The sequence below is a fragment of the Polaromonas sp. P1_F2 genome (assembly GCF_056405735.1).
In genome coordinates this window covers 294,015-316,047 of the sequence record NZ_JBFUBN010000006.1, presented here as the reverse complement: position 1 = coordinate 316,047, position 22,033 = coordinate 294,015, and the positions used below count along the sequence as shown (strand labels likewise).

Annotated in this window: 20 protein-coding genes; 7 read left to right on the top strand and 13 right to left on the bottom strand. The window is 66.3% G+C overall.

The window, feature by feature from the left end; translation table 11 throughout:
- Positions 1 to 78 precede the first annotated feature (78 nt).
- Both AC1D0O_RS14800 and AC1D0O_RS14795 read left to right on the top strand, forming a co-directional pair.
- The gene (locus AC1D0O_RS14800) at positions 79 to 1,050 is read left to right on the top strand and encodes a threo-3-hydroxy-L-aspartate ammonia-lyase (protein WP_477654285.1); all 972 of its coding nucleotides are present in this window, start codon (positions 79 to 81) and stop codon (positions 1,048 to 1,050) included.
- A 245-nt stretch (positions 1,051 to 1,295) separates the two neighbouring features.
- Complete coding sequence (locus tag AC1D0O_RS14795) at positions 1,296 to 1,859, top strand: hypothetical protein (RefSeq protein WP_477654256.1); 564 nt, start codon at positions 1,296 to 1,298, stop codon at positions 1,857 to 1,859.
- Positions 1,860 to 1,897: 38 nt separating this feature from the next.
- Here AC1D0O_RS14795 and AC1D0O_RS14790 read toward each other — a convergent pair whose 3' ends face one another.
- The 6 genes from AC1D0O_RS14790 to AC1D0O_RS14765 all read right to left on the bottom strand — a co-directional run bounded on the left by AC1D0O_RS14790 (position 1,898) and on the right by AC1D0O_RS14765 (position 8,536).
- Positions 1,898 to 2,734, bottom strand: a complete 837-nt coding sequence (locus tag AC1D0O_RS14790; protein WP_477654255.1) for an ABC transporter permease — start codon at positions 2,732 to 2,734, stop codon at positions 1,898 to 1,900.
- Positions 2,734 to 3,630 (bottom strand): ABC transporter permease, encoded by an 897-nt coding sequence (locus AC1D0O_RS14785; RefSeq protein ID WP_477654254.1) that lies wholly within the window; start codon positions 3,628 to 3,630, stop codon positions 2,734 to 2,736. Before AC1D0O_RS14785 ends, AC1D0O_RS14790 begins: the two co-directional genes overlap by 1 nt.
- Positions 3,627 to 4,712, bottom strand: coding sequence for an ABC transporter ATP-binding protein (locus AC1D0O_RS14780; RefSeq protein WP_477654253.1), 1,086 nt, complete (start codon positions 4,710 to 4,712; stop codon positions 3,627 to 3,629). The genes AC1D0O_RS14785 and AC1D0O_RS14780 overlap by 4 nt, the downstream gene beginning before the upstream one ends.
- 81 nt (positions 4,713 to 4,793) lie before the next feature.
- A complete protein-coding gene (locus AC1D0O_RS14775) occupies positions 4,794 to 5,864 on the bottom strand; it encodes an ABC transporter substrate-binding protein (RefSeq protein WP_477654252.1) in 1,071 nt (356 codons plus the stop codon).
- 72 nt (positions 5,865 to 5,936) lie between these two features.
- Complete coding sequence (locus tag AC1D0O_RS14770; protein ID WP_477654251.1) at positions 5,937 to 7,430, bottom strand: aldehyde dehydrogenase family protein; 1,494 nt, start codon at positions 7,428 to 7,430, stop codon at positions 5,937 to 5,939.
- A gap of 2 nt (positions 7,431 to 7,432) precedes the next feature.
- A complete protein-coding gene (locus AC1D0O_RS14765; RefSeq protein WP_477654250.1) occupies positions 7,433 to 8,536 on the bottom strand; it encodes a mandelate racemase/muconate lactonizing enzyme family protein in 1,104 nt (367 codons plus the stop codon).
- A 122-nt stretch (positions 8,537 to 8,658) separates the two neighbouring features.
- On the opposite strand from AC1D0O_RS14765, the gene pdxR reads away from it, so the two are divergent.
- The 4 genes from pdxR (at position 8,659) to AC1D0O_RS14745 (ending at position 13,598) form a co-directional block, all read left to right on the top strand.
- A complete protein-coding gene (pdxR, locus tag AC1D0O_RS14760; protein WP_477654249.1) occupies positions 8,659 to 10,188 on the top strand; it encodes a MocR-like pyridoxine biosynthesis transcription factor PdxR in 1,530 nt (509 codons plus the stop codon).
- Between the two features lie 100 nt (positions 10,189 to 10,288).
- Positions 10,289 to 11,917, top strand: a complete 1,629-nt coding sequence (locus AC1D0O_RS14755) for a GMC family oxidoreductase (protein WP_477654248.1) — start codon at positions 10,289 to 10,291, stop codon at positions 11,915 to 11,917.
- 10 nt (positions 11,918 to 11,927) lie between these two features.
- A complete protein-coding gene (locus AC1D0O_RS14750; protein ID WP_477654247.1) occupies positions 11,928 to 13,217 on the top strand; it encodes an NAD(P)/FAD-dependent oxidoreductase in 1,290 nt (429 codons plus the stop codon).
- 18 nt (positions 13,218 to 13,235) lie between these two features.
- Positions 13,236 to 13,598, top strand: coding sequence for a cupin domain-containing protein (locus tag AC1D0O_RS14745; RefSeq protein WP_477654246.1), 363 nt, complete (start codon positions 13,236 to 13,238; stop codon positions 13,596 to 13,598).
- A 1-nt stretch (position 13,599) separates the two neighbouring features.
- Here AC1D0O_RS14745 and AC1D0O_RS14740 read toward each other — a convergent pair whose 3' ends face one another.
- The 7 genes from AC1D0O_RS14740 to mutL all read right to left on the bottom strand — a co-directional run bounded on the left by AC1D0O_RS14740 (position 13,600) and on the right by mutL (position 21,284).
- Positions 13,600 to 14,253: an ABC transporter ATP-binding protein gene (locus AC1D0O_RS14740; RefSeq protein ID WP_477654245.1), complete on the bottom strand. Its 654-nt coding sequence runs from the start codon at positions 14,251 to 14,253 to the stop codon at positions 13,600 to 13,602.
- Positions 14,250 to 15,158, bottom strand: coding sequence for a tRNA (adenosine(37)-N6)-dimethylallyltransferase MiaA (gene miaA, locus AC1D0O_RS14735; RefSeq protein WP_477654284.1), 909 nt, complete (start codon positions 15,156 to 15,158; stop codon positions 14,250 to 14,252). The genes AC1D0O_RS14740 and miaA overlap by 4 nt, the downstream gene beginning before the upstream one ends.
- A gap of 56 nt (positions 15,159 to 15,214) precedes the next feature.
- Positions 15,215 to 16,459, bottom strand: a complete 1,245-nt coding sequence (locus AC1D0O_RS14730; protein WP_477654244.1) for a multidrug effflux MFS transporter — start codon at positions 16,457 to 16,459, stop codon at positions 15,215 to 15,217.
- Positions 16,460 to 16,515: 56 nt separating this feature from the next.
- Complete coding sequence (locus AC1D0O_RS14725) at positions 16,516 to 16,878, bottom strand: hypothetical protein (RefSeq protein WP_477654243.1); 363 nt, start codon at positions 16,876 to 16,878, stop codon at positions 16,516 to 16,518.
- 25 nt (positions 16,879 to 16,903) lie between these two features.
- Positions 16,904 to 18,082: an ammonium transporter gene (locus AC1D0O_RS14720; protein ID WP_477654242.1), complete on the bottom strand. Its 1,179-nt coding sequence runs from the start codon at positions 18,080 to 18,082 to the stop codon at positions 16,904 to 16,906.
- Between the two features lie 345 nt (positions 18,083 to 18,427).
- The gene (locus AC1D0O_RS14715; protein WP_477654241.1) at positions 18,428 to 19,270 is read right to left on the bottom strand and encodes an alpha/beta hydrolase; all 843 of its coding nucleotides are present in this window, start codon (positions 19,268 to 19,270) and stop codon (positions 18,428 to 18,430) included.
- A gap of 82 nt (positions 19,271 to 19,352) precedes the next feature.
- Positions 19,353 to 21,284, bottom strand: coding sequence for a DNA mismatch repair endonuclease MutL (mutL, locus tag AC1D0O_RS14710; protein WP_477654240.1), 1,932 nt, complete (start codon positions 21,282 to 21,284; stop codon positions 19,353 to 19,355).
- An 85-nt stretch (positions 21,285 to 21,369) separates the two neighbouring features.
- On the opposite strand from mutL, the gene AC1D0O_RS14705 reads away from it, so the two are divergent.
- Positions 21,370 to 22,029 (top strand): VTT domain-containing protein, encoded by a 660-nt coding sequence (locus AC1D0O_RS14705; protein WP_477654239.1) that lies wholly within the window; start codon positions 21,370 to 21,372, stop codon positions 22,027 to 22,029.
- Positions 22,030 to 22,033: the final 4 nt, after the last annotated feature.

Below are 22,033 nucleotides of genomic sequence, written 5' to 3'. Positions count from 1 at the left end.
TGCTCCTGCCGGGAAAACCCCGCCTTCGTTTAAGCTAGCCCCTGAACTTTTCGTCTCGCCATGAAAGCCTTCTCCGCCATGCAACTCCCGACCTATGACGACGTTATCGCCGCCGCCGCGCGCATTGAAGGCCATGCGCACCGCACGCCGGTGCTGAAATCGGCCACCGCCGAGGCGCGCTGGGGCGCCGAATTCTTCTTCAAATGCGAAAACTTCCAGCGCATGGGCGCTTTCAAGTTTCGCGGCGCCTTCAACGCGCTGTCGAAGTTCGATGCCGCGCAGCGCAAGGCCGGCGCGATCGCCTTCTCGTCGGGCAACCACGCGCAGGCGGTGGCGCTGTCGGCGCGCATGCTGGGCATGCCCGCGGTGATCGTGATGCCGCAGGACGCGCCCGCCGCCAAGCTGGCCGCCACGCGCGGCTACGGCGCCGAAGTGGTGCTGTACGACCGCTTCACCGAAGACCGCGAGGCCTTGACCAAAGGACTGGCCGCCGAACGCGGCATGACCTTGATCCCGCCCTACGACCATCCCGACGTGATCGCCGGCCAGGGCACGGCCGCCAAGGAGCTGCTGGAAGAAACCGGCGCGCTGGACCGCCTCTATATCTGTCTGGGCGGCGGCGGGCTCACCGGCGGCTCGGCGCTGGCCGCGCGCGCATTGGCGCCGAAGTGCAAGGTTTACGGCGTCGAGCCGGAAGCCGGCGACGACGGCCTGCAGTCGCTGCGCGCCGGCCGTATTGTGCGTATCGCCACACCCAAGACCATCGCCGACGGCGCGCAAACCCAGTACCTGGGCGACTACACCTTCGGCATCATTCGCCGCGATGTCGACGACATCCTCACCGTGAGCGACGCGCAGCTGGTGGAGGCCATGCGCTTTTTCGCCGAACGCATGAAGATGGTGGTTGAGCCCACCGGCTGCCTGTCCTTTGCCGGCGCCTGCAAGGCGCTCGAAGCGAATCCGCCCGCGAAGGGCGAACGGATAGGCGTGATTGTGAGTGGCGGCAACGTCGACCTCGCGCGCTACGCGGAACTGCTGGCGCCGCGCTGAACCGGCGCAAGGGCCGGGGCTGTCGGGCTTTGCCTCGGCCGGCGAGCGCTCCCACTGATTTCTGGATCCGCCATGTATCCGGGGCGCCGCTGCGGCGCGTGAGCGTACTTTGCGGCTGCCTTGCTGTGCGCGTTCGGCGTTGAAAACGGGCTAAGCCCCGGAAATCCAACAAACAATACCCGCGCCAAGACAATCTTCGTGGGTGTGGCTGGGGAATTCGAATACGGTTCAGGGTTTTTAAAACCATGTTCAGAACCGACTACCAAAATCCCTTGCGCCGCATCACCCGCGTCGACTCCGACCGCGAGAGAAGCTGGCGAGTCTGTGTCCGGCGCTATGGGCGGACCGTGACCAGGGCATTCACCGACCTGTGCTACGGCGGCAAGCGCAAGTCGCTTGCCGCCGCCAAGATTTACCGGGATGCGCTGGAGGCGCACATCGCCTCATTTGACGCGGACCATCGCCAGTGGCGCCGCGCGCAAAAAACCAGGGGCAATTCATCGGGAACGGTGGGCGTGGCGCGCTACCTGGCCGCCTCCAAAAAACCGGGCGGCACGCCCGCGCCCTATTGGCAGGCTTTTTGGCTGGATGCGTGGGGCAAGCGCCGGCGTAAAAACTACCGGGTGGGAATCCATGGCGAGAGGAAGGCCAAGCGCCTCGCCCGGGAGGCTTATGCCCAGGGCCTGGCCGAAGCGCATGCCGCCCTCCAGCGCAATGCCTTGCTGGAACAGCAACCCCCCCGCCTTGGCAAAGAACACGAGCCCCTGCTGTTTGCCGCCGCATTTGCCGCCGAGTCGCTGCGGCCTTGAAGCCCGGGCCGCGGTGGTTCCGGATGCGGGCAGGGCGCTCAAGCCTTGCGATCGGCTTCCCTGGATTTCCCAATGAACTGCGTCACCGCCAGCATCAGCGAAGTGCTTGCCACGATCAGGGTGGAAATGGCCGCGATGGTCGGATCCACCTGGTCGCGCAAGGCGTTGAACATATTGCGTGTCAGTGTGGAGTTGTCGCCGCCGGAGACGAACAGCGAGACGATGATTTCATCAAACGACGTGAGGAAGGCCAGCACCGCACCGGTGAAAATGGAAAAACGGATCTGCGGAAAAGTCACCAGCCGGAAGGCTTCGAGCCGCGAGGCGCCCAGGCTGCGCGCCACCATCTCCTGGTTGAGGTCAAAGGTTTTGAGGGCCGAACTGACCACCATCATGACCACCGGGATGGCCAGCATGCTGTGGGCCAGCACCAGCCCCGTCAGCGTGTTGACGAGTTGCAGCTTGACGTAGGCGTAGAACACGCCGATGCCGATCAGGATGACGGGCACCACCATGGGCGTGAGCAGCAGCAGGGTCAGCAGCCCGGCGTGGCGTAGGCGCGAGACCAGCAGTCCATAGGCCGCCATGGTGCCCAGCGGCGTGGCGACCAGGGCCGTCAGCACGCCGGCTTTGAGCGAGGTGGCGGTGGCCTGCATCCAGGAGGCCGAGCTGAAGTAGCTTTGGTACCAGCGCAGCGACCATTGCCGGGGCGGAAATTCCAGGTACTGCGAGTTGGAAAAACTCATGGGGATGACCAGCAGCGTGGGCATGACCAGGAAGATCATGACCAGCGCCGCGATGACGTAAAGCCACAGCCGGCCGCCGCGGCTGATCTGGGTTTCGGTGACGGGCCGGCGCAGCCAATTGTTTTGCATCACGTCCCCCTGTCGCGCAAGGCGTCTTCGAGCTTGACCAGGCGCGAAGCCGCGAGGATGAGCAGCAGCGTCAGCACCAGGAGCACCACGCCCAGCGCGCTGGCGGCACCCCAGTTGAAGAATATCTCGATGTCGTTGGCAATGCGGCTGGACACCATGATGACCTTGCCGCCGCCCAGCACCGCGGGCGTGATGTAAAAACCCAGGCAGAGGATGAAGACGATCAGCGAGCCGGTCACCAGGCCGGGCATGGACAGCGGGAAGAAGATCTGCCAGAAGGTCCGCGTCGGTGATGCGCCCAGGTTGGCCGCGGCCTTGAGGTAGTCGCGGTTGATGCCGCGCATGCAGGCATAGAGCGGCAGAACGATGAAGGGCAGCATTACGTGCACCGTGCCTATCAGCGTGCCGGTCAGGTTGTGCACCAGTTCCAGCGGCTCGTTCCACAGGCCCAGTTCCATCCCCCAGCCGTTGATGAGGCCGCGCCGCTGCAACAGCACCAGCCATGCGTAAGTGCGCACCAGCAGCGAGGTCCACAACGGCAACAGCACCGCGATCATGCAGAGATTGGCCGCGCGCTTGGGAAGTTCCGAGAGGAAATAGGCCAGCGGGTAAGCCAGCAGGGTGCAGATGCCGGTGGTCAGGAAGCTGACCTGAAAGGTGACCCAGAAGGTGCGCGCGTAGGAGGGTTGCTCCCACATGCGCCGGTAGTGCTCCAGGCTGAAAGCGCCGGCGTCGGACAGCACCGAAAGATAAAACAGCCAGCCCACGGGCAGCACCATGATCACGGTGACCAGCAGCACGGCGGGAGATACCAGCGACAGCAAGCCCATGCGCTCGCGGCCCTGGCTGCCCCTGAGCGCTTCGGCGTTCGGCGCCGGGTCCGGCGCGGTGTTCATGCGGTGCCCTCCCGCGGCAACAGCACGGTGTCGTCAACGGCAAGGCCCAGCGCGATCATGTCGCCGGCCCCGGGGCAGGCATGGCCGGCGTTGCTGCCCGAGGCGCCGCGCACACTGACCACGCTGCCGTCGGCCAGGGCTGCCTGTACCAGCGAGCTGTCGCCCTGGTAGACGGTGGCCTGCACGCGGGCGTTGAGGATGTTCATGCCCGCGCCCGTGCCGCCGGCCAGGATCTTCAGCCGCTCGGGCCGCAGCATCAGCAAACGCGGCCCGTCGCCGCCGGGGTGGGAAGCTACCGTGAGCGCCGCGCCGTTCAGCATCACTCTGCCTTCGCGCACGGCGACGGGTACAAAGCTCGACTCGCCGATAAATTCCGCCACAAAGCGATTCGCCGGGCGCTCGTACAGCGCGCGCGGCGTGTCGAGCTGCACGATGCGGCCGCCGTTGATCACGGCGACCCGGTCGGACATGGTCAGGGCCTCTCGCTGGTCATGGGTGACGTAGACGGTGGTCATGCCCAGCTTGTCGTGCAGCTGGCGCAGCTCGATCTGCATGTGTTCGCGCAGCTGTTTGTCCAGGGCCGACAGCGGCTCGTCCATCAGCATGATGCGCGGCTCGAACACCATGGCGCGCGCCAGTGCCACCCGCTGGCACTGCCCGCCCGAGAGCTGGTGCACACCGCGTTCGCCATAGCCGCCCAGGCGCACCATCTCCAGCGCATGCTCCACGCGGCGCGCCATCTCCTCGCGCTTGACGCCGCGCAGCCTGAGCGGAAAACCCACGTTGCCGGCCACCGTCATGTGCGGGAACAGGGCGTAGTTCTGGAACACCATGCCCACGTCGCGCTTTTGCGGCGGCATGCAAATCACCTCGGTCTCGCCGAACTTGAGGCTGCCGCTGTCGGGCCGGGTGAAGCCGGCCAGCACCGTCAGCAGCGTGGTCTTGCCCGAGCCTGATGGGCCCAGCAGCGTGAGGAATTCGCCGCTGCGGATATCCAGGTCGACGTGGTCCAGGGCATAGGCGGAGCCATAACGCTTGGTCACTTGCCGGAGGGTGATGGGCAGCGACGACTTGTTGCTCATGAATCCGCCTTCTCTTTGTTCTGGTCTTCGTTTCGGTTGCTCACAGGCTCGCGCCGGCGCCGGCCGCCGCGCCTTGCCTTTTTACTCGGTCAGCATGTTCTGGTACAGCTCGGAAGCCCTCGCTTCGTTTTTGGTATACCAGTTCAGGTCGATGACCAGCTGCTTTGCCGCGTTGTCCGGGTAGGAGGGCAGGGTCCTGGCATAAGCCGCGGGGATGGCCGGGCCGTCATAGGCTTTTTTGTTGGTCGGCCCGTAGGTGATGTACTTGGTGAATTCGGCCTGGTATTGCGGCTTGCTGATCTCATTGAGGAACTTCACGGCCAGGGCCTTGTTGGGCGCGCCCTTGGGGATGCCGAAGCAGTCGTAGTCGAGCAGGGCCTGGTTGAAGGTATAGGCCACCTTGGCGCCGTCCTTGGCGACCACATCGAAACGGCCGTTCCAACCGGTGACCATGTCGACCTCGCCGTCCTTCATGAGCTGGGCATGCTGCGCGCCGGACGACCACCACACGGCGACGTTGGGCTTGAGCTCCTTGATCTTCCTGATGGCGCGCTCGATGCCGCCGGGCGCCGACAACACCTCATAGACCTTGTTGGGCGGCACGCCATCGGCCATCAGTGCGGGCTCCAGCGCGCCGGCCACGCCCTTGCGGTAAGAGCGCTTGCCGGGGAATTTTTTGACGTCCCAGAAGTCGGCCCAGGTCTGCGGGCCCTTGTCGCCGTAGGTCTTGGTGTTCCAGGCCATCACGGTGGAGAACACGTCGCCGCCCACGCAGAATTCCTGCGTGAGGCCGGGCGCGAAGGACGAAACGTCGATGGCCTTGTAGTCCAGCGCTTCGAGCAAGCCTTCGGAGCCGGCGCGCGCCGCGCTGCCCGAGCCGCTGGCCACGATGTCCCAGGTCACGGCGCCGGCTTTGACCTTCAGGCGCAGGTCGGCGATGCCGGTGTAGGTTTCCTCCTTGATGGTGATGCCCAGCGCTTTGGCGGCGGGCTGGAACAGCGCCTTGCTCTGGCCCTCCTGGTAGGCCCCGCCGAAAGACACAATGGTCAGCTGCGCCGCGGCATTGCCGCACCCCAAGGTGGCCAGCCCCATGACCACACCGAGCATCGCGACGCGCTTGCGGATCGCCTTGTTCATTGACTTGTTCATCATTTCATTGACTCCTGTTGAACTGACATCCCATAACCACCCTGAAACCTTGATCGCCTCAAATGCCGCAACGCTTCAAATACGTGCGGCCACGCTTTTGAGCTTGCTGTAACTGCGCAGTGCCTCCAGACCTTTTTCTCGGCCGAAACCGGAGCGCCTGTTGCCGCCGAAAGGAACGGACACGCCGCCGGCGAAATATTCGTTGATGTAGACCTGGCCCGCGTCCACGCGCCGGGCGAGCCGGTGCGCGCTGGCGAAGTCGCGGGTGAAAATGCCGGCGACCAGGCCGAAATCCGTGCCGTTGGCCAATGCCACGGCCTCGTCCAGGTCGTCAAACACCTGCACGCACAATACGGGCCCGAATATCTCGTGCTGCACCGCCTCGTCGTCAGGCTTTAGCCCGTCCAGGATGGTGGGCTCGTAAAACCAGCCCCGGCCGGTCAGTGGGTCGGTGGCGCACCGGCCGCCGCAGCGCACCGCCACGCCGCGCGCCCAGGCGCGGTCCACGTAGCCGGCGATTTTGTCGAGGTGGGCCCGCGAGTTCACCGCGCCCATGCCGGCATCGCGCAGTCCGTGGCCCAGCGTCATGGCGCGCGCGCGCACGACCAGCCTGTCCACGAAATCGGCATGGATGCGGCGGTCTATCACCAGGCGCGAGCCGGCCGAGCAGATCTGCCCGGCATTTTCAAAGATGCCGCCCAGCACGTTGTCCACGGCTTTGGCGATGTCGCAGTCGGCCAGTACCAGCACCGGCGACTTGCCGCCCAGTTCCAGCACCAGCCGGGTGACCTGGGGCGCGGCGCCCTGCATCACATCAATGCCGGTGGCCACCGAACCGGTGAAGCTGATGTGCTGCACGTCCGGGTGCCGCACCAGCGCGGCGCCGGCCTGCGCGCCCGTGCCCGTCACCACATTGCACACGCCGGGCGGCAGTCCCGCTTCCATGCAGAGCTGGGCCAGCATCAACGCGGTCAGCGGTGTCTGCTCGGCCGGCTTGGCCACCACGGTGCAGCCGGCCGCCAGCGCCGGCGCGATGCCGCGCGCGGCTGAAGACAGCGGGTAGTTCCAGGGAATGATGTGGGCGGTGACGCCGACGGGTTCGTGCACGGTATAGGCAAGATAGTCTTCGCCCAGCGGAATGCTGTCGCCCTGGTGCTTGTCGCAGGCGCCCGCGTAGTACTCAAAGGTGGCTGCCGCGCCCGCAACGTCGCCGCGGGCCTCGGCGAGGCGCTTGCCGCTGTCCAGGGTTTCGGTGACGGCCAGGCGGTCGGCATTGTCGCGTATCAGGCCCGCGACGCGGTGCAGCAGGCGGCCACGCTGCGCCGGCGTGAGGGCAGCCCACGGGCCGGTGAGCGCCGCCCGTGCGGCGGCCACGGCCGCATCGACGTCGGCCGCGTCGCCGGCGGCGAAGCTCGCGAAGGCGGCACCCGTTCCCGGATCCAGCGTTTCCATGCGCCCGCCGTTCAGCGAGGGAACGAACACGCCGTTGATCAGGTGGCGGTCCGGCAGGCCGGCAAGCGTGCCGCTTGCCTGCGCTTCGTGCACCAATGCGTTCAAGGGGGTGGCCATGGTCAGGGGATCTCGCTCATCTGGTAGCTGGATTTCGCAAGCCATGCGGGGTTGATCTCGACCCCCCATCCCGGCGCGTCAGGCAGGGTAACCCGGCCGTCGCGCACGGTATAGGGATGGTTCACGAACAAACCCTCTTGCCAGGGATAGTAGTCAGGTCCTTCGATCGACAGTTCCAGGTACTTGCCGGCGTTCGGGATGGCGCACAGCAGGTGCATGGTGAACAGCGTCACCATCGAGAGGTTGGCGCTGTGCGGCGTGCAGGGCAGCCCCGCGGCTTCGGCCATGCGCGCCACGCGCAGCGTGCGGGCCAGGCCGCCCATGTAGCAGACGTCGGGCTGGACGATGTCGACGGTTTTTGAATCGATGATGTGTTTCCACAGCGGCATGTAGCAGTCCTGCTCGCCGCCGGTCACGTCGATGGAAAGCGCCTCGCGCACCTCGCGCGTCTGCTCGAGCTCCCAATACGGGCAGGGCTCCTCGAAGTGGCTGATGCCGTGGTCTTCCAGCATGCGGCCTACCTCGATGGCGCGGCGCGGTGAATAACAGCTGTTGGCATCTACCAGCAGGGCCGGGCCCTGGCCCAGCGCGCCACGCATGGCCGCGATGATCTCTTCGCTGCGGCCCGGCCACTCGTCCCTGTCGTGGCCGTATTCGGCGCCCACGCGGAACTTGAAGGCATCGAAACCGCATTTGTCGCGCAAGGCCAGCATGCGCCTGGCTTCATCCCGCGGCGTGATGTCGCGTTTCATCGACGAAGCATAGGCCGCCAGCGGTTTGGCCGTGCCGCCTATCAGTTCGCAGACACGTTTGCCTTCGGCCTTGCCGCGCAGGTCCCACAGCGCGGTGTCCACGCCGCAAATGGCGCGGTACAGGTGCGAGCCGGGAAACTTGTGCTCATGCTCCGCGATGGCGTCGACCAGGCCGTCGATGTCCAGCGCGTCGCGGCCCAGCGACCAGGGCGCGACCTGGCGGTGCAGCACCTGCACGCTGAGGTCGGCGTGGTAGGGCGAGACCTGGCCCCAGCCTTGCGCGCCGTTGTCGGCGGTGACGCGCACAAAGCCCACGAAGGGGTCGCAAAAGGTTTCGATTTTCCGGATGAGCATGGGATGACCCGAACCGACAGGAGTGTTGGATGGAGCCATCATCCCGCTCAAGTGGATTGCGGAAAAGGTCCATTTTGATTAATGCGTGATACCATTTTTTCAACAACACAAAATGGCAGGCCATGGTCAAACGTGCAGGCGGCTCCCTCTTGCTGTCGATCCGCATCGACCACAGCCACCATCACCCGGTGAGCACGCAACTGTGCATGGCCTTGCGCGAAATCATCCTCACGGGTGGATTCGCGCCCGGCGACCGCTTGCCGGCCAGCCGCACATTGGCGCTCGACCTCGGCGTGTCGCGCACCACGGTGGTCGAGGCCTTCAGCCGCCTCACGGCCGAAGGCCTGATCGATTCGCAGACCGGCTCCGGCACTTTTGTCAGCGCTGTTCTGGGCGCAGACCGTCCCATGCCCCCGAAAGCCAGGGCTGCTTCCCCGGAGCCCGCCGCGCCGCGCCTGTCGGCCGTCATGGAGGACGCGATAGGCCGCTTCGTCGAACGGCGCCGGCTGCCGCATGCGCCGCGCGCCTTCACCACGGCGCTACCGGCTTTCGACGCATTCCCCATGGCCCAGTGGGCCAGGCTGTCGGCGAAATGGCTGCGCGGCAACCAGGATGACGTCATGGGCTACGGCGACCCCTACGGCGCGCCGCAGTTGCGCCGCGCGGTGGCCTCGCACCTGCGCGCCAACCGAGGCATCACCTGCGATCCGGAACAGGTCTTCATCCTGGGCGGCGCCCAGCAGGCCTTCCACCTGATAGGCGCCATGCTGCTGAACCCCGGCGACAAGGTCTGGTTTGAAAACCCCGGCGCCATAGGCGCGCGCAACAGCCTGGTCGCTTCGGGCGCCGACCTGGTTCCCGTGCCGGTCGACGGCAACGGCCTGCGCGTGGAAGAGGGCCTGCGCCTGGCACCGCGCTTTCGCCTGGCCTTTGTCACGCCCTCGCACCAGCAGCCCCTGGGCTGCGTGATGAGCCTGGCGCGCCGCTTCGCGCTGCTGCAGGCAGCCGAGCAGGCCGGCGCCTGGGTAATTGAGGACGACTACGACGGCGAGTTCTTTTTTGCCGGCCGGCCGCCGCCGACGCTCAAAAGCGTGGACACCACGGGGCGCGTGATTTACGTCGGCACCTTCAGCAAGTCGCTGTTCCCCGCGTTGCGGCTGGGCTACCTGCTTGCGCCGCCGGCGCTGGTGGGCACTTTCCGCGCCGTCATGAGCCGCTTCCTGGCGGGCGTTCCGTCTCATACGCAGGGCGTGACGGCGGAGTTTATCGACGAGGGACACTTCGCAGTTCATGTGCGCCGCATGCGCCATACCTACTTCGAGCGGCACGAGGCGCTGGCCGCCGCGGCCGGCAAGCACCTCAAGGGCCTCCTGGACGTGGTGCCGGCTCACAGCGGCCTGCACACCGTGGGCTATCTCGCGCCGCGGCTGCTTGAGGCCGACGTTTCGCAGGAAGCCGACCGGCGCGGCATCACGGTATCGCCGCTGGGCCGTTTTGCCATCACGCCGCTCACGGCCAGCGGCCTGGTGCTGGGCTTCGGCAGCAGCCCGCCGCCGGTGATAGACGCCGGTGTCAAGGTGCTGGCGGAGGTGCTGGACAAACAGTTCAAAGCCAGGCCGCCGCACGCGGCGCGCAAGGCCCGTGCGGCCTGAGCCGCGCTTCCTTGTGTCATGCCCACGACCGGAAATGGTCTGGCATTTAGTCTAAAACGGACCTGTCCGGCAGGCCACCTGCCGTGAGATGCTCGACCCGGTGACAGAGTTTGATTTCATCATCGTCGGCGCCGGCTCGGCCGGTTGCGTGCTGGCCCATCGCCTCAGCGAATCCGGCGAGCACAGCGTGCTGCTGCTGGAGGCCGGCGGCAGCGACCAGCGCGTCTGGCTGCGCGTGCCCATAGGCTACGGCAAGTCTTTCTACAACCCGGCCGTGAACTGGATGTACCGCGGTGCGCCAGACCCCGGGCTGGCCGGCCGTGAGGCTTACTGGCCGCGCGGCAAGGTGCTGGGCGGCTCGAGCAGCATCAATGCCATGGTCTTTGTGCGCGGCCAGCCCGCCGACTTCGACGAGTGGGCGGCGCTGGGCAACACCGGCTGGTCCTGGGCCGACGTGTTGCCCTGGTTCAAGAAACTCGAAGACAACGGGCAGGGCGCCGATGCCTGGCGCGGCGCCGGCGGGCCGATGCGCGTGAGCGACGTGAGCGGCCAGGTGCACCCGCTGTGCAAGGTGTATTTGCAGGCGGGCGGGCAGGCCGGGCTGCCCCATAACCCCGACTTCAACGGCGCCTCGCAAGAAGGCGTCGGCATCTACCAGATCACCACCCAGGACGGGCTGCGCGCTTCAGCCAGCAGCGCCTACCTGCGTCCGGCGATGAAGCGCGCCAGGCTCAGCGTGCAGACCGGCGCGCATGCCACGCGCATCGTGTTCGACGGCCTGAGGGCCAGCGGTGTGGTGTACCGGCAGGGCGGACGGTCATTGTTCGCCCGGGCGCGGCGGGAGGTGATTCTGGCGGCCGGCGCCGTCAACTCGCCGCAATTGCTGCAGCTGTCGGGTGTTGGGCCCGCGTCTCAGCTCAGGGAACTGGGCATCGCGGTGGTGCATGATTCGCCGGCCGTGGGCCAGAACCTGCAAGACCACCTTTGCATAGACCATCTTTACCGCTCGAAGGTGCCGACGCTCAATAACCAGCTCGGCACCTGGTACGGCAAGCTCTGGGCCGGGCTGCAGTATGCGGCGATGCGCCGCGGCCCGCTGTCGCTGAGCGTTAACCAGGGCGGCGGTTTTTTCCGTTCCCGGCCCGGCCTGGAGCGGCCGAATATGCAGCTGTATTTTTCGCCCCTGAGCTACCTCAAAGCCACGCCCGGCAAGCGCGCGCTGATGGCGCCGGACCCTTACCCGGGCTTTCTGCTCGGCGCTCAGCCCTGCAAGCCCAGCAGCCGGGGCCGGCTGCGGCTGCGATCGGACGACCCGATGGCGGCGCCGCTGATAGAGCCCAATTCCCTGGCCACCGCGCACGATGCGCAGGAGATGATGGAGGCCACCCTGTTCCTGCGCCGGCTGGCCGCCACGCCGGCTTTCAGCGCGATCATCGAGCAGGAACTCGTGCCCGGCGCCTCCATCCGGTCGCAAGAGCAGTTGATGGACGACATCCGCCGGCGCGCCTCCACGGTGTTCCATCCGGTCAGCACTTGCCGCATGGGGCCGGACCCGGCCACGGCCGTGCTTAACCACCGCCTGCAGGTGCACGGCCTGGCGGGACTGCGTGTGATCGACGCCTCGGCCTTTCCCTCGCTCACTTCCGGCAACACCAATGCGCCTACGCTGATGCTGGCGGAAAAGGGTGCGGACGAAGTGCTGCGCGATGCGCGCCGTGAAAATCCTTGAAGGAAAGCCCGTGGATATTCTTGAACATTGCAAGCTGGCGCCGTATTGGTGGGATGAGGTGCCGCGCCCCGTGCTGGAGCCCGCGCCGCTGCCTCCCAGTGTCGACGTGGCGGTCATAGGCGCGGGCTACACCGGCCTGCACGCGGCGCTGCAAACCGCGCGCGGCGGCCGGTCCACCCTGGTGCTGGACGCCGAGGATGCCGGCTGGGGTTGCAGCACGCGCAACGGCGGCCAGGTGTCCACCAGCATCAAGCCCAGCTTCGAGCTGCTGGCCGGCCGCCACGGCATCGGCAAAGCGTTCGAGATCCTGCGCGAAGGCCGGCGCTCGCTCGCCTGGATCGGTGACTTCATCCGCAGCGAAGGCATTGATTGCAGCTACGGACAGGTGGGGCGCTTCCATGCGGCGCACAACGCCGCGCAGTACGAGGCGTTGGCGGCCAGGCTGGCGCACCAGCCCAAGGGCCTGGAGGTGGAGGCGCACATGGTGCCGCGCGCCGAGCAGCGCGGCGAACTCGGTACCGACGCCTACTGGGGCGGCGCAGTTTATGCGCAACATTGTTCGGTGCACCCGGCGCGCTACCACCAGGGCCTGCTGGAGCGCGCGCTGGCCGCCGGAGCACAGGTCGTGCCGCGCTGTCCCGTCACCGGCATCGAGAGGCAGGGCAGCCATTTCCTCGTGAGCACGCCAGGAGGCAAGGTACGCGCGCGTGACGTGGTGGTGGCCACCAACGGCTACACCGGCAAGGTGACACCCTGGCTGCGCCGCCGCGTGATTCCCATCGGCAGCTACATGATCGCCACCGAGCCCTTGCCCGAGGGCTTGATGGACCGGCTGATGCCGCGCAACCGGATCGTCAGCGACACGCGCAAGGTGGTGTACTACTACCGTGCCTCGCCGGACCGCAAACGCATTCTGTTCGGTGGCCGCGTGTCACACCAGGAAACCGATTGCCGCGTGAGCGGGCCGCTGCTGCATGCAGACATGGTAAAGATTTTCCCCGAGCTGGCCGGCGTGGGCATCAGCCATTCCTGGTCGGGGTTGGTGGCCTACACCTTTGACGAACTCATGCACGTCGGCCTGCATGACGGGCTTTACTACGCCATGGGCTATTGCGGCGCCGGTGTGGGTACCTCCAGCTACTTCGGCATGCGCGTGGGCCAGCAGGTGCTGGGGCTCAGGGAAGGGCGCACGGCGCTGGATGGGCTGGCTTTCCAGACGCGGCCTTTCTATACCGGTAATCCCTGGTTCCTCGCGGCCTCAGTGCGTTATTACCGCTGGCGAGATCGGCGCGGTGTTTAAAAACTATCTGGAAAACCCATGACCATCCGCAAACTCGATTCACCTTCCACGCTGCAAAGCGGCGCGCTGCAGGACTGGGGCACGGTGGGCATGCCGCTCAGCGAACCGGCCTGCACGCTGCGCGGTGAAAAAATGGTGCTGCCGCTCGACGGCCGGCCCGAGGTGGGTATCTGGGAATGCTCACCAGGCAGCTACCGCCGTCAGGTGCGGTCGGCGGAGACCATGCATGTACTGAGCGGCAGCGCGGTGTTCACGCCGGACGGCGGCTTGCCCGTACCGCTACGACAAGGGGATGTGTATTTCTTTCCAGCCGAAACGAACGGCGTCTGGGATATCCAGTCGACGATGCGCAAGGTCTACGTGCTGTTCGACCCGCACTGAATCAATTTGCCCGGATGCCGCCCGCGCTCAGGTGCAGCGTGCGGTCGGCGCGCGCGGCGGCGGCTTCCGAGTGGGTGACCAGCACCAGCGAGGCGCCTTGCCCGCGCGTCTGAGCAATCAGCGCGTCCATCACCAGGGCGGCCGTGGCCGGGTCCAGGTTGCCGGTGGGTTCGTCGGCCAGCAGCAGGCCGGGCTTGTGTACCAGCGCGCGCGCAATGGCAACACGCTGCAGTTGCCCGCCGCTGAGTTGCTGCGGCAGCCGCCCGCCCAGGCCGCCCAGGCCCACGGCTTCCAGCATGGCCTCCACCCTGGCCGCGTCGGGTTGCTCCAGCAGCAGCAAGGGCAGCGCCACGTTTTGCGCCACGTCCAGGTGCGGCAGCACGTGGAAAGCCTGGAAGACAAAACCGACGTGGCGGCGGCGCAGCAGGGCGCGCTGGTCGTCGCTGAGCGTGCCCAGGTCCTGGCCCTTGAGTTGCACCGAGCCCTCATCCCAGCTGTCCAGCCCGGCCATGCAGTTGAGCAGCGTGGATTTGCCCACGCCCGATTCACCGACGATGGCGACGAATTCGCCGGGCGCGACGTCCAGCGAGACGTGGCTGAAGACCACTGCGTCGCCGTAGCGTTTGGCCAGCTCGCGGACCTGCAGGTTGTTCATGCCCGGCCTTGCCCCCGTATTGGTGTTTGTGTGTTGACGATTTCCAGGACCTGCTGCAAAGCCTGAGGCCCATCACAAGCCACCACTTGGCGCCGCGGCATGGAGCGCAGCCAGGTGATCTGGCGCTTGGCGAGTTGGCGCGTGGCGAAGATGCCTTTGTCGCGCAGCTCGGCCATCGGGTAGTCCCCGTCCAGCGCCTCCCAGGCCTGGCGGTAGCCGACGCAGCGCATGGAGGGCAGGTCGGGGTTCAGGTCGCCGCGCGCGCGCAGGGCTTTGACTTCGTCGATGAAGCCGGCCGCGAGCATGGCGTCAAAGCGCTGGGCGATGCGTTCATGCAGCCAGGCGCGGTCTTGCGGCTCCAGGGAGATCAGGACCGGCGCCGCGATGTCGCCCTCGCCGGCGGCGGCTTTTTTGGCCGCGCCTTGCGCATGGAAAAAAGACAGGGGCCGGCCCGACACACGAAAGACTTCGAGCGCGCGGGAGATGCGTTGTGAATCATTGGGCGCCAGCCGCGCGGCCGTGGCCGGGTCCACACGCGCGAGTTCGGCATGCAGCGCGGGCCAACCTTGCGCGGCTGCTTCATCGGCCAGCGCGGCGCGCACGGTGGGGTCGGCTTTGGGCATATCGTCCAGGCCGTCGAACAAGGCCTTGAAGTAGAGCATGGTGCCGCCGACCAGCAGCGGCAGCTTGCCGCGCGCGCTGATTTCACGGATGAGGCGTTCGGCATCGGCCACGAACTCGGCGGCGCTGTAGGCCTGCAACGGGTCGCGGATGTCGACCAGGTGGTGCGGCACGGCCGCGAGTTCACCCGGCGTGGGTTTGGCTGTGCCTATGTCCATGCCGCGGTAGACCAGGGCCGAATCGACGCTGATGATCTCGACCGCATGGTGCTGCGCGATCGCCATCGCGGCGGCGGTCTTGCCGGACGCGGTGGGGCCGGCGATGCAGAGGCAGGAGGGGCTCACGGGTTTCTCGCGGCGGCCTCATGCGCGGGCTCGCCGTATTTGCGCACCACGGTCCAGGCCGTGGCCGCGATCAGCACGCTCCAGAACCACAGGCCGTTGGTCAGCGGCCGCACCGTGCCGTCCATGTGGGTGCCCAGCCAGCCGCCCATGCCGAAGGCCACCAGCATCATCAAAAAGCCGTTGAGCGCCGAGGCCGCGCCCGCCGCCTGCGGAAAGGGGCCGACGGCGCCGCTCTGGCCGCAGGGCTGGTGCACGCCGTGGCCCAGCATGAAAAGGTAGTAGGGCAGCATGATGGCCCAGACGTTCTGCACGCCGGCCCAGGCCAGCACGCCCATGGTGGTGCCGCCGGTCAGGCTCAGGCAGGCGGCGATCGCGACGGAGCGTCGCACGCCGAAACGCGGCAGCAGGCGGCGGCAGATGAAGGTGCCGGCAAGGTAGCAAAAGCACATTGAAAACATCACCAGGCCGTAGCCCGTCTTGCTCAGGCCCAGCACCCGGATGAAAACGAAGGAAGAGGTCGCCAGGAAGGTGAACAGCCCGCCGTAGGAGGCCGCCGTGAGGGCCGAGAAGGCCAGGAAGGTCGGGTTGCGCAGGATCTGCAGCCAGGTGCGCAGCAGCGTGCCGGGCCGCAGGGCCTGCGGGTTTTTCCGCGCGAGCGATTCTTCAAAACGAAGGCCGACCAGGGCCAGCGTGGCCGCGCCGAACACGGCCAGCGCCGCCAGCGCGATGCGCCAGCCGTAGAACTCCGACAGCAGGCCGCCCAGCGGCGCACAGATGCAGGCCAGCACACCCAGGCCGCTCAGGCCCTTGGACATGACACGCGCGCCTTCGAGCGGCTGGTACAGGTCGCGCACGATGGCGCGCGCACACATGACCGCCGCGCCCATGGCCGCGCCCTGGACCACGCGCCAGACGATCAGCACCGCCATCGAAGGCGCGAAGGTGCTGCCGATCGAGGCCAGGGTGTAGGCCGCCAGGCCCCAGAGCAGGATGGGGCGGCGCCCGAAGCGGTCAGACAGCGGACCCCAGATCAGTTGCGAAGTGCCGAAGGCCAGCAGCAGCGCGCTCAGTGTGAGCTGGGCCTGCGACATGGGTGCGCCGAAACCTTCGGTGAGCGCGGGCAGGGCCGGCAGATAGAGATCGGTGGTGACGGGCTGTATGCCCAGCAGCATTGACAGGATCAATACGACCATGCCGGCCGGCATGGCGGGCGCCACGGTCTTCGAAACGGAAACATCCATTCAACTGAGCGTATCAGACAAACGCCCGTGCGGCGGCGCGGCCGCCACCGGGGTTGTCAGCGCAGGCCCGACCTGTACCGGGCGATGGCCTTGGCCCGGAGGTCCTCGCTGATTTCCGTTTCACTTGCCGCGGAGGCAACCGGTGCGGCCGGCAAGGGTTCTGCCGCGGTAGCCGCATTTGGCGGCAAGGGGTCGCTGCTGCGAGGGCCGAAAATTTTGGTCTGCGTATAGGCCGCATAGCCGCGCAGGCGTTCGTCCTTGCTTTTCAGCGCCTCCTGGATCACTTCCGTGGCGTACGGAAGGTCGTGCAGGAATTGGTGGACGTCCAGTGAACGTCCGAATTCCCGCTTCATGGGAATGACCATGCGCACTGCATAGGTCATGAGGTCGGAATCGGGCGGATTCATGGTGAGCTGCATGGTGAACGGTGTGATCGCCAGGGGCTCACGCGCCTGAAATCATTTCGCCATGCTGGGCAAGGTCAAGCCCCAGTTGTTCCTCTTCCGCGGTCACGCGAAGGCCTGCCAGGGGTTTGACCACCAGCAAAATCAGCCAGGTCATGATGCCTGCGTAGGCCGCAACGGCGCAGGCACCCATCAGATTGGTCAGCACGGTCGCGGTGACCGGCGCAATTTCCTTGAGCGCAAAGATCGGCGTCAGGACTGTGCCGATGAAACCGCCCACGCCATGCAGGGCAAACACGTCGAGCGAGTCGTCGATTCCCGTCGCGCGCTTGAAACGGGTCACAGCGAGGAAGCAGCCGATACCTCCCGCCGCGCCCAGTGCCGATGCGCCGAGGACACCGACAAAGCCGGATGCCGGCGTGATGGCGACCAGGCCGGCAATGGCGCCCGTTGCCATGCCCAGCACGCTGAATTTTCCGCGCTGGACATATTCGCAGATTCCCCACACGAACGCGCCGACGCAGGCCGCCACCTGGGTGGCCAGCAAGGCGCCCACGGCGCGTGAACTGGCCTCAAAGGCCGAGCCCGCATTGAAGCCGAACCAGCCGGCCCACAACAGCCCGGCGCCGATGATCGTCACCAGCAGGTTGTGCGGCACCATGGGCTCGGTCCCGAAGCCCTTGCGCGGGCCCACCACCTTGGCCGCCACCAGGCCGCTGGCGCCCGCGGCGATGTGCACCACCGTGCCGCCCGCAAAATCCATGTGTCCCATGCTGGCGAGCCAGCCCGTGGGTTGCCAGATCCAGTGCGCCACGGGGGCATAGACCAGTATGGTCCAGAAGGCCGCGAAGAAAATGGTGGCGCTCAGTCGCATGCGTTCCACGGTGGCGCCGATGATCAGCGCGAAGGTGATGATGGCGAATGCCAGCTGGAACATGAAAAAAGCGGATTCCGGCACGGTGGGCGCCGAGACGTGCGCACCGACCCTGGCACCCAGCAGCCCGTCGCTGAGCGCCCGGCTCAAGTCTCCGATCCAGGGGTTGCCGGGCGTGAATGCCAGCGAGTAGGCAATGCCCGCCCATACCAGCGTGACGACCGTTGTCGCCGCAAAGGTGTGCGCCACGATGGAGAGGGCGTTTTTGGCCCGCATCATGCCGCTGTAAAACAGCATGATGCCGGGAATGGTCATCAGCAGCACCAGCACGGTCGAGATCAGCATCCAGGCCGTGTCCGCCCCATTGAATTTTGCAAGCGCCGGCAGTGCAGTGGTTGCGGCTGTCTGGGCATGCAGGGGTGCCGATGCCAGGAGCGGCAGGGCAAGAGCCAGCGAGGTGAAGGCGGGTAGCCTGCGGAGTGGCAAGACTTGGCTCATGGATCCCTCTCGATTTTTACGTGTTATTCGAGAAGGGATGTTACATCCAGCTACATGTTATAGGTAAGTAAAAAATACCTATTTGTGAAAAATTGTTGCTTGAATTGCAGTAGTCAGTAGTAATACTGCTTTTTTGCGAGGCTTGGGCTGTGGTGAAGCGCGGAGCATCTAGCCGCCCCTTCCCCCGTTACCTTATTTCAGGTCAAAAAGCTGGGTCAGCGCTTCCCGGTACTGCGGCAGACCGACAAGGTTGGTGTTGTGGTGCGAACCGCCCGGCACCAGCAGGAACTGCTTGGGCTGCACGGCGGCGTCATACAGCTTGCGGCCCAGGTCAGGCAGTATCAGCCGGTCTTCGCCGCCGTGCACCACCAGCAGCGGCGACCCTATCTTGTCCACCTTGCGCACGGCCTCAAAGCGCTGGGTGATCAGCAGCGACACCGGCATCCAGCCCCACTGGGAACTGCTCACCACGTCGGCGATCGAGGTAAAGGTGCTTTCGACGATGGTGCCCCGCTCGTCGCTGACTTCGGTTGCCAGGTTGATGGCGATGGGCCCGCCCAGCGAGTGGCCGAAGATGTAGCGGGGCCGGTCCGGGTATTTTTTCGCGAGCCAGTCCCAGGCGGCTCGGGCGTCTTCGTAGGCGGATTTTTCGGAGGGCAGTTCCTGCGTGCTTTTGCCGAAGCCGCGGTAGTCGATGGCCAGCACCGAGAACCCGAGTTCCTGCATGCGGCGCATGCGCGGCGCGGAGCCGGTGACGTTGTAGCGCGCGCCATGCAGGTAGAGCAGCACCGGTGCCTTCGCGTCATCCGGCTTTTCGCCGTCCAGCCATAGGCCGTGCAGGCGGACCGGATGGTCGTTGGCGGCGGTGTAGTCAATCCAGACGTCGTCCATGCCCACTGCGGCGGCGGCTCCGCCGCTCCAGGTGCGGTCGCTGGGCTGGAAGATCCAGGTGCGCTGTTTTTCGTCGAGGGTGGCGCAACCGGCCAGCAGGGCCAGCGCCGTGCCGAAGCTTGCGAAAAGGTGCCAGCGTTTCATGGTCATGACTGAGTCCATCTTGCCGTAAAAGTTCTGGCGGCGGGTGTTTCCCCTTATGTAACAACCCCAAAAGCGGCAGCTTTTAACGCCCGCGCAGAAAGAGCGAGTCGAGTTCCTTGATGCTGACCTGCCGCCAGGTCGGCCTGCCGTGGTTGCACTGGTCGGAGCGCTCGGTGGCTTCCATCTGGCGCAGCAGGGCGTTCATCTCGTCCAGCGTGAGCTTGCGGTTGGCGCGCACCGCGCCGTGGCAGGCCATGGTCGACAGCAGCTCGTTCTGCGCGCGCTGGATCACTGTGCTGGCGTCGTGCTGGGCCAGTTCGGCCAGCACGCTGCGCGCCAGCTCCACCGCGTCGCCCTGCGCCAGGCTGGTCGGCACGGCGCGCACCGCCAGCGTCTTGGGCGAAAAAGGCGTGATCTCCAGGCCCAGCGTCGCGAGTGTCTGGGCGCTGGCCTCGGCGGTGGCGACTTCCTGCGGGCTGGCGGCAAAGGTGGCGGGGATCAGCAGCGGCTGGCTGGCCAGGCTGGCGCCTTCGCCGCCGTCCATCTGGGTTTTCAGGCGCTCGTAAACGATGCGCTCATGGGCCGCATGCATGTCCACGATGACCAGTCCCTGGGTGTTTTCGGCCAGCACATAAATGCCCTGCAACTGGGCAATCGCGCGGCCCAGCGGCCAGTCGCCCGGAGGCAGGGGCGTGGCACTGATCGGGCTAGCCGCGCCGTTCACGGACGCATCGGCCGCGGGCGCATACGAAGGCGCGGGCGCAACACCGCCGCCTGCTTCCATGCGGCCTTCAGCGGGGCGCGACGGCGCCGGCCACATGGCTTCAAAGTCGGACACCCGGTTACCGCCATTGGCGCCGCCGGCGGCGAAATTCATCGCCGGTTGCGCCCATCCCTGGCGCGAAAAAACGGGGCTTGATTCCGGGGAGGCATCCGTGCTTATGCCTGCGATGACCGCATCGGCCGCGACGCTGGAACGCGGAATCGCGAGCGCGTTTTCGGTGGCGTGGCGCACCGCCTGGTGCACCTCGCGGCTATCGCGAAAGCGCACCTCGATCTTGGTCGGGTGCACGTTCACGTCGACGCGGCTGGGGTCGATCTCGACGTACAGCGCATACACCGGCTGGCGGTGGCCGTGCAGCACGTCCTCGTAGGCACTGCGCGCCGCGTGGGTCAGCACCTTGTCGCGCACGTAGCGGCCGTTGACGTAGGCGAACTGCTGGTCGGCGCGCGAACGGGCCGCGTCAGGGATGCCGGCCACGCCCCAGACGCGCACGGCGGGCTGGCCGTCATGGCGCAGGGACGAACTTTCGTAATTCACGGCGACCGACTGCTCGACGAATTCGCTGCCCAGCACGTCGGCCAGGCGCTGCGCGTGGGCGCCGTCGCCGGTGGCGGCGCGCCACTGCTCGACCAGCTTGCCCTCGTGCCAGATGGCAAAGCCGACGTCGGGCCGCACCAGCGCGTGGCGGCGCACGGCTTCGATGCAGTGGGCCAGTTCGGTGGCGTCGGTTTTCAAAAACTTGCGGCGTGCCGGCGTGGCGTAAAACAGCTCGCGCACTTCGACGCTGGTGCCGCGGCTGCGCGCTGCGGGCTTGAGTTCGCCGGTGCGGCCGTCCAGCTGCCAGGCATGCTCATTGCCCTCGGTCCTGGACAGCAGGCTCATGTCGGCGATCGAATTGATGGCGGCCAGTGCCTCGCCGCGAAAGCCCATGGTGCCCACGGCTTCAAGGTCCTGCAGCGACGCGATCTTGCTGGTCGCATGACGCCTCAGCGCCACCGGCAGCTCTTCGCGTGGAATGCCGAAGCCGTCGTCCTCAACCAGGATCAGCCGCACGCCGCCGGCCAGCAGCCGCACCGTGACCTGGGTGGCCCCCGCGTCCAGCGCGTTGTCGACCAGCTCGCGCACCACCGAAGCGGGGCGCTCCACAACCTCGCCGGCGGCAATCTGGCTGATCAGTTCATCGGGCAGCTCGCGGATGGGGCGGCGGGGGGTGGATGTCAGGGAAGTCATGTGCAGCCAATTTTAGGCTCAGGGCAGGGTTGGCGTGCTTGACCGTACCCATGGCCGGGATTTTGGGCGTGTCAGAATCAAGGCCATGGAACTAGCCGCTTTTCTCCTCGATTTCATCCTCCACGTCGACAAGCACCTGGAGGCGTTTGTCACCAGCTACGGTGCCTGGGTTTATGCCTTGTTGTTCATCATCATCTTTGTGGAAACCGGCGTGGTTGTCATGCCTTTCCTGCCGGGCGATTCGCTGCTCTTCGTGGTGGGCGCGATGTGCGGCGTGGGCCTGATGAGCTTTCCGCTCGCGGTGGGGCTGCTTTTTGTGGCGGCCGTACTGGGCGACCAATGCAACTACAGCATAGGCCGCTTCCTGGGGCCCAAGGTTTTCCAGTGGGAGAACTCGCGCTGGTTCAACAAAAAAGCGTTTGACCAGGCCCACGCGTTTTATGAACGCTATGGCGGCATCACCATCATCGCGGCGCGCTTCATGCCTTTCCTGCGCACCTTCGCGCCCTTTGTCGCGGGCGTGTCGGAGATGACGCGCAGCAAGTTCACGTTGTTCAACCTCGTGGGCGGCGCCCTGTGGGTGGGCGGCATTGTCACGGTGGGTTACTTCTTCGGCAACATTCCCTTTGTCAAAACCCACCTCGACAAGATCATCTGGGCCATGATCCTGGTGCCAGGCCTGCTGGTGATCTTTGGCGCCTGGAAAGCCAAGCGCAAGGCCGACTCCGCCGCTTCCCCACCCTGAGGCG

Bases quoted from the DNA above. Each gene is read 5' to 3' on its own strand.
- AC1D0O_RS14770 (WP_477654251.1), bottom strand. From the start codon at position 7,430: ATGGCCACCCCCTTGAACGCATTGGTGCACGAAGCGCAGGCAAGCGGC.
- AC1D0O_RS14795 (WP_477654256.1), top strand. From the start codon at position 1,296: ATGTTCAGAACCGACTACCAAAATCCCTTGCGCCGCATCACCCGCGTC.
- AC1D0O_RS14745 (WP_477654246.1), top strand. From the start codon at position 13,236: ATGACCATCCGCAAACTCGATTCACCTTCCACGCTGCAAAGCGGCGCG.
- AC1D0O_RS14790 (WP_477654255.1), bottom strand. From the start codon at position 2,734: ATGCAAAACAATTGGCTGCGCCGGCCCGTCACCGAAACCCAGATCAGC.
- AC1D0O_RS14775 (WP_477654252.1), bottom strand. From the start codon at position 5,864: ATGATGAACAAGTCAATGAACAAGGCGATCCGCAAGCGCGTCGCGATG.
- AC1D0O_RS14765 (WP_477654250.1), bottom strand. From the start codon at position 8,536: ATGCTCATCCGGAAAATCGAAACCTTTTGCGACCCCTTCGTGGGCTTT.
- mutL (WP_477654240.1), bottom strand. From the start codon at position 21,284: ATGACTTCCCTGACATCCACCCCCCGCCGCCCCATCCGCGAGCTGCCC.
- AC1D0O_RS14780 (WP_477654253.1), bottom strand. From the start codon at position 4,712: ATGAGCAACAAGTCGTCGCTGCCCATCACCCTCCGGCAAGTGACCAAG.
- AC1D0O_RS14715 (WP_477654241.1), bottom strand. From the start codon at position 19,270: ATGAAACGCTGGCACCTTTTCGCAAGCTTCGGCACGGCGCTGGCCCTG.
- AC1D0O_RS14725 (WP_477654243.1), bottom strand. From the start codon at position 16,878: ATGCAGCTCACCATGAATCCGCCCGATTCCGACCTCATGACCTATGCA.
- AC1D0O_RS14740 (WP_477654245.1), bottom strand. From the start codon at position 14,253: ATGAACAACCTGCAGGTCCGCGAGCTGGCCAAACGCTACGGCGACGCA.
- AC1D0O_RS14730 (WP_477654244.1), bottom strand. From the start codon at position 16,459: ATGGATGTTTCCGTTTCGAAGACCGTGGCGCCCGCCATGCCGGCCGGC.
- miaA (WP_477654284.1), bottom strand. From the start codon at position 15,158: ATGGCGATCGCGCAGCACCATGCGGTCGAGATCATCAGCGTCGATTCG.
- AC1D0O_RS14785 (WP_477654254.1), bottom strand. From the start codon at position 3,630: ATGAACACCGCGCCGGACCCGGCGCCGAACGCCGAAGCGCTCAGGGGC.
- AC1D0O_RS14720 (WP_477654242.1), bottom strand. From the start codon at position 18,082: ATGCTGATCTCGACCGTGCTGGTGCTGCTGATGACCATTCCCGGCATC.
- pdxR (WP_477654249.1), top strand. From the start codon at position 8,659: ATGGTCAAACGTGCAGGCGGCTCCCTCTTGCTGTCGATCCGCATCGAC.
- AC1D0O_RS14800 (WP_477654285.1), top strand. From the start codon at position 79: ATGCAACTCCCGACCTATGACGACGTTATCGCCGCCGCCGCGCGCATT.
- AC1D0O_RS14705 (WP_477654239.1), top strand. From the start codon at position 21,370: ATGGAACTAGCCGCTTTTCTCCTCGATTTCATCCTCCACGTCGACAAG.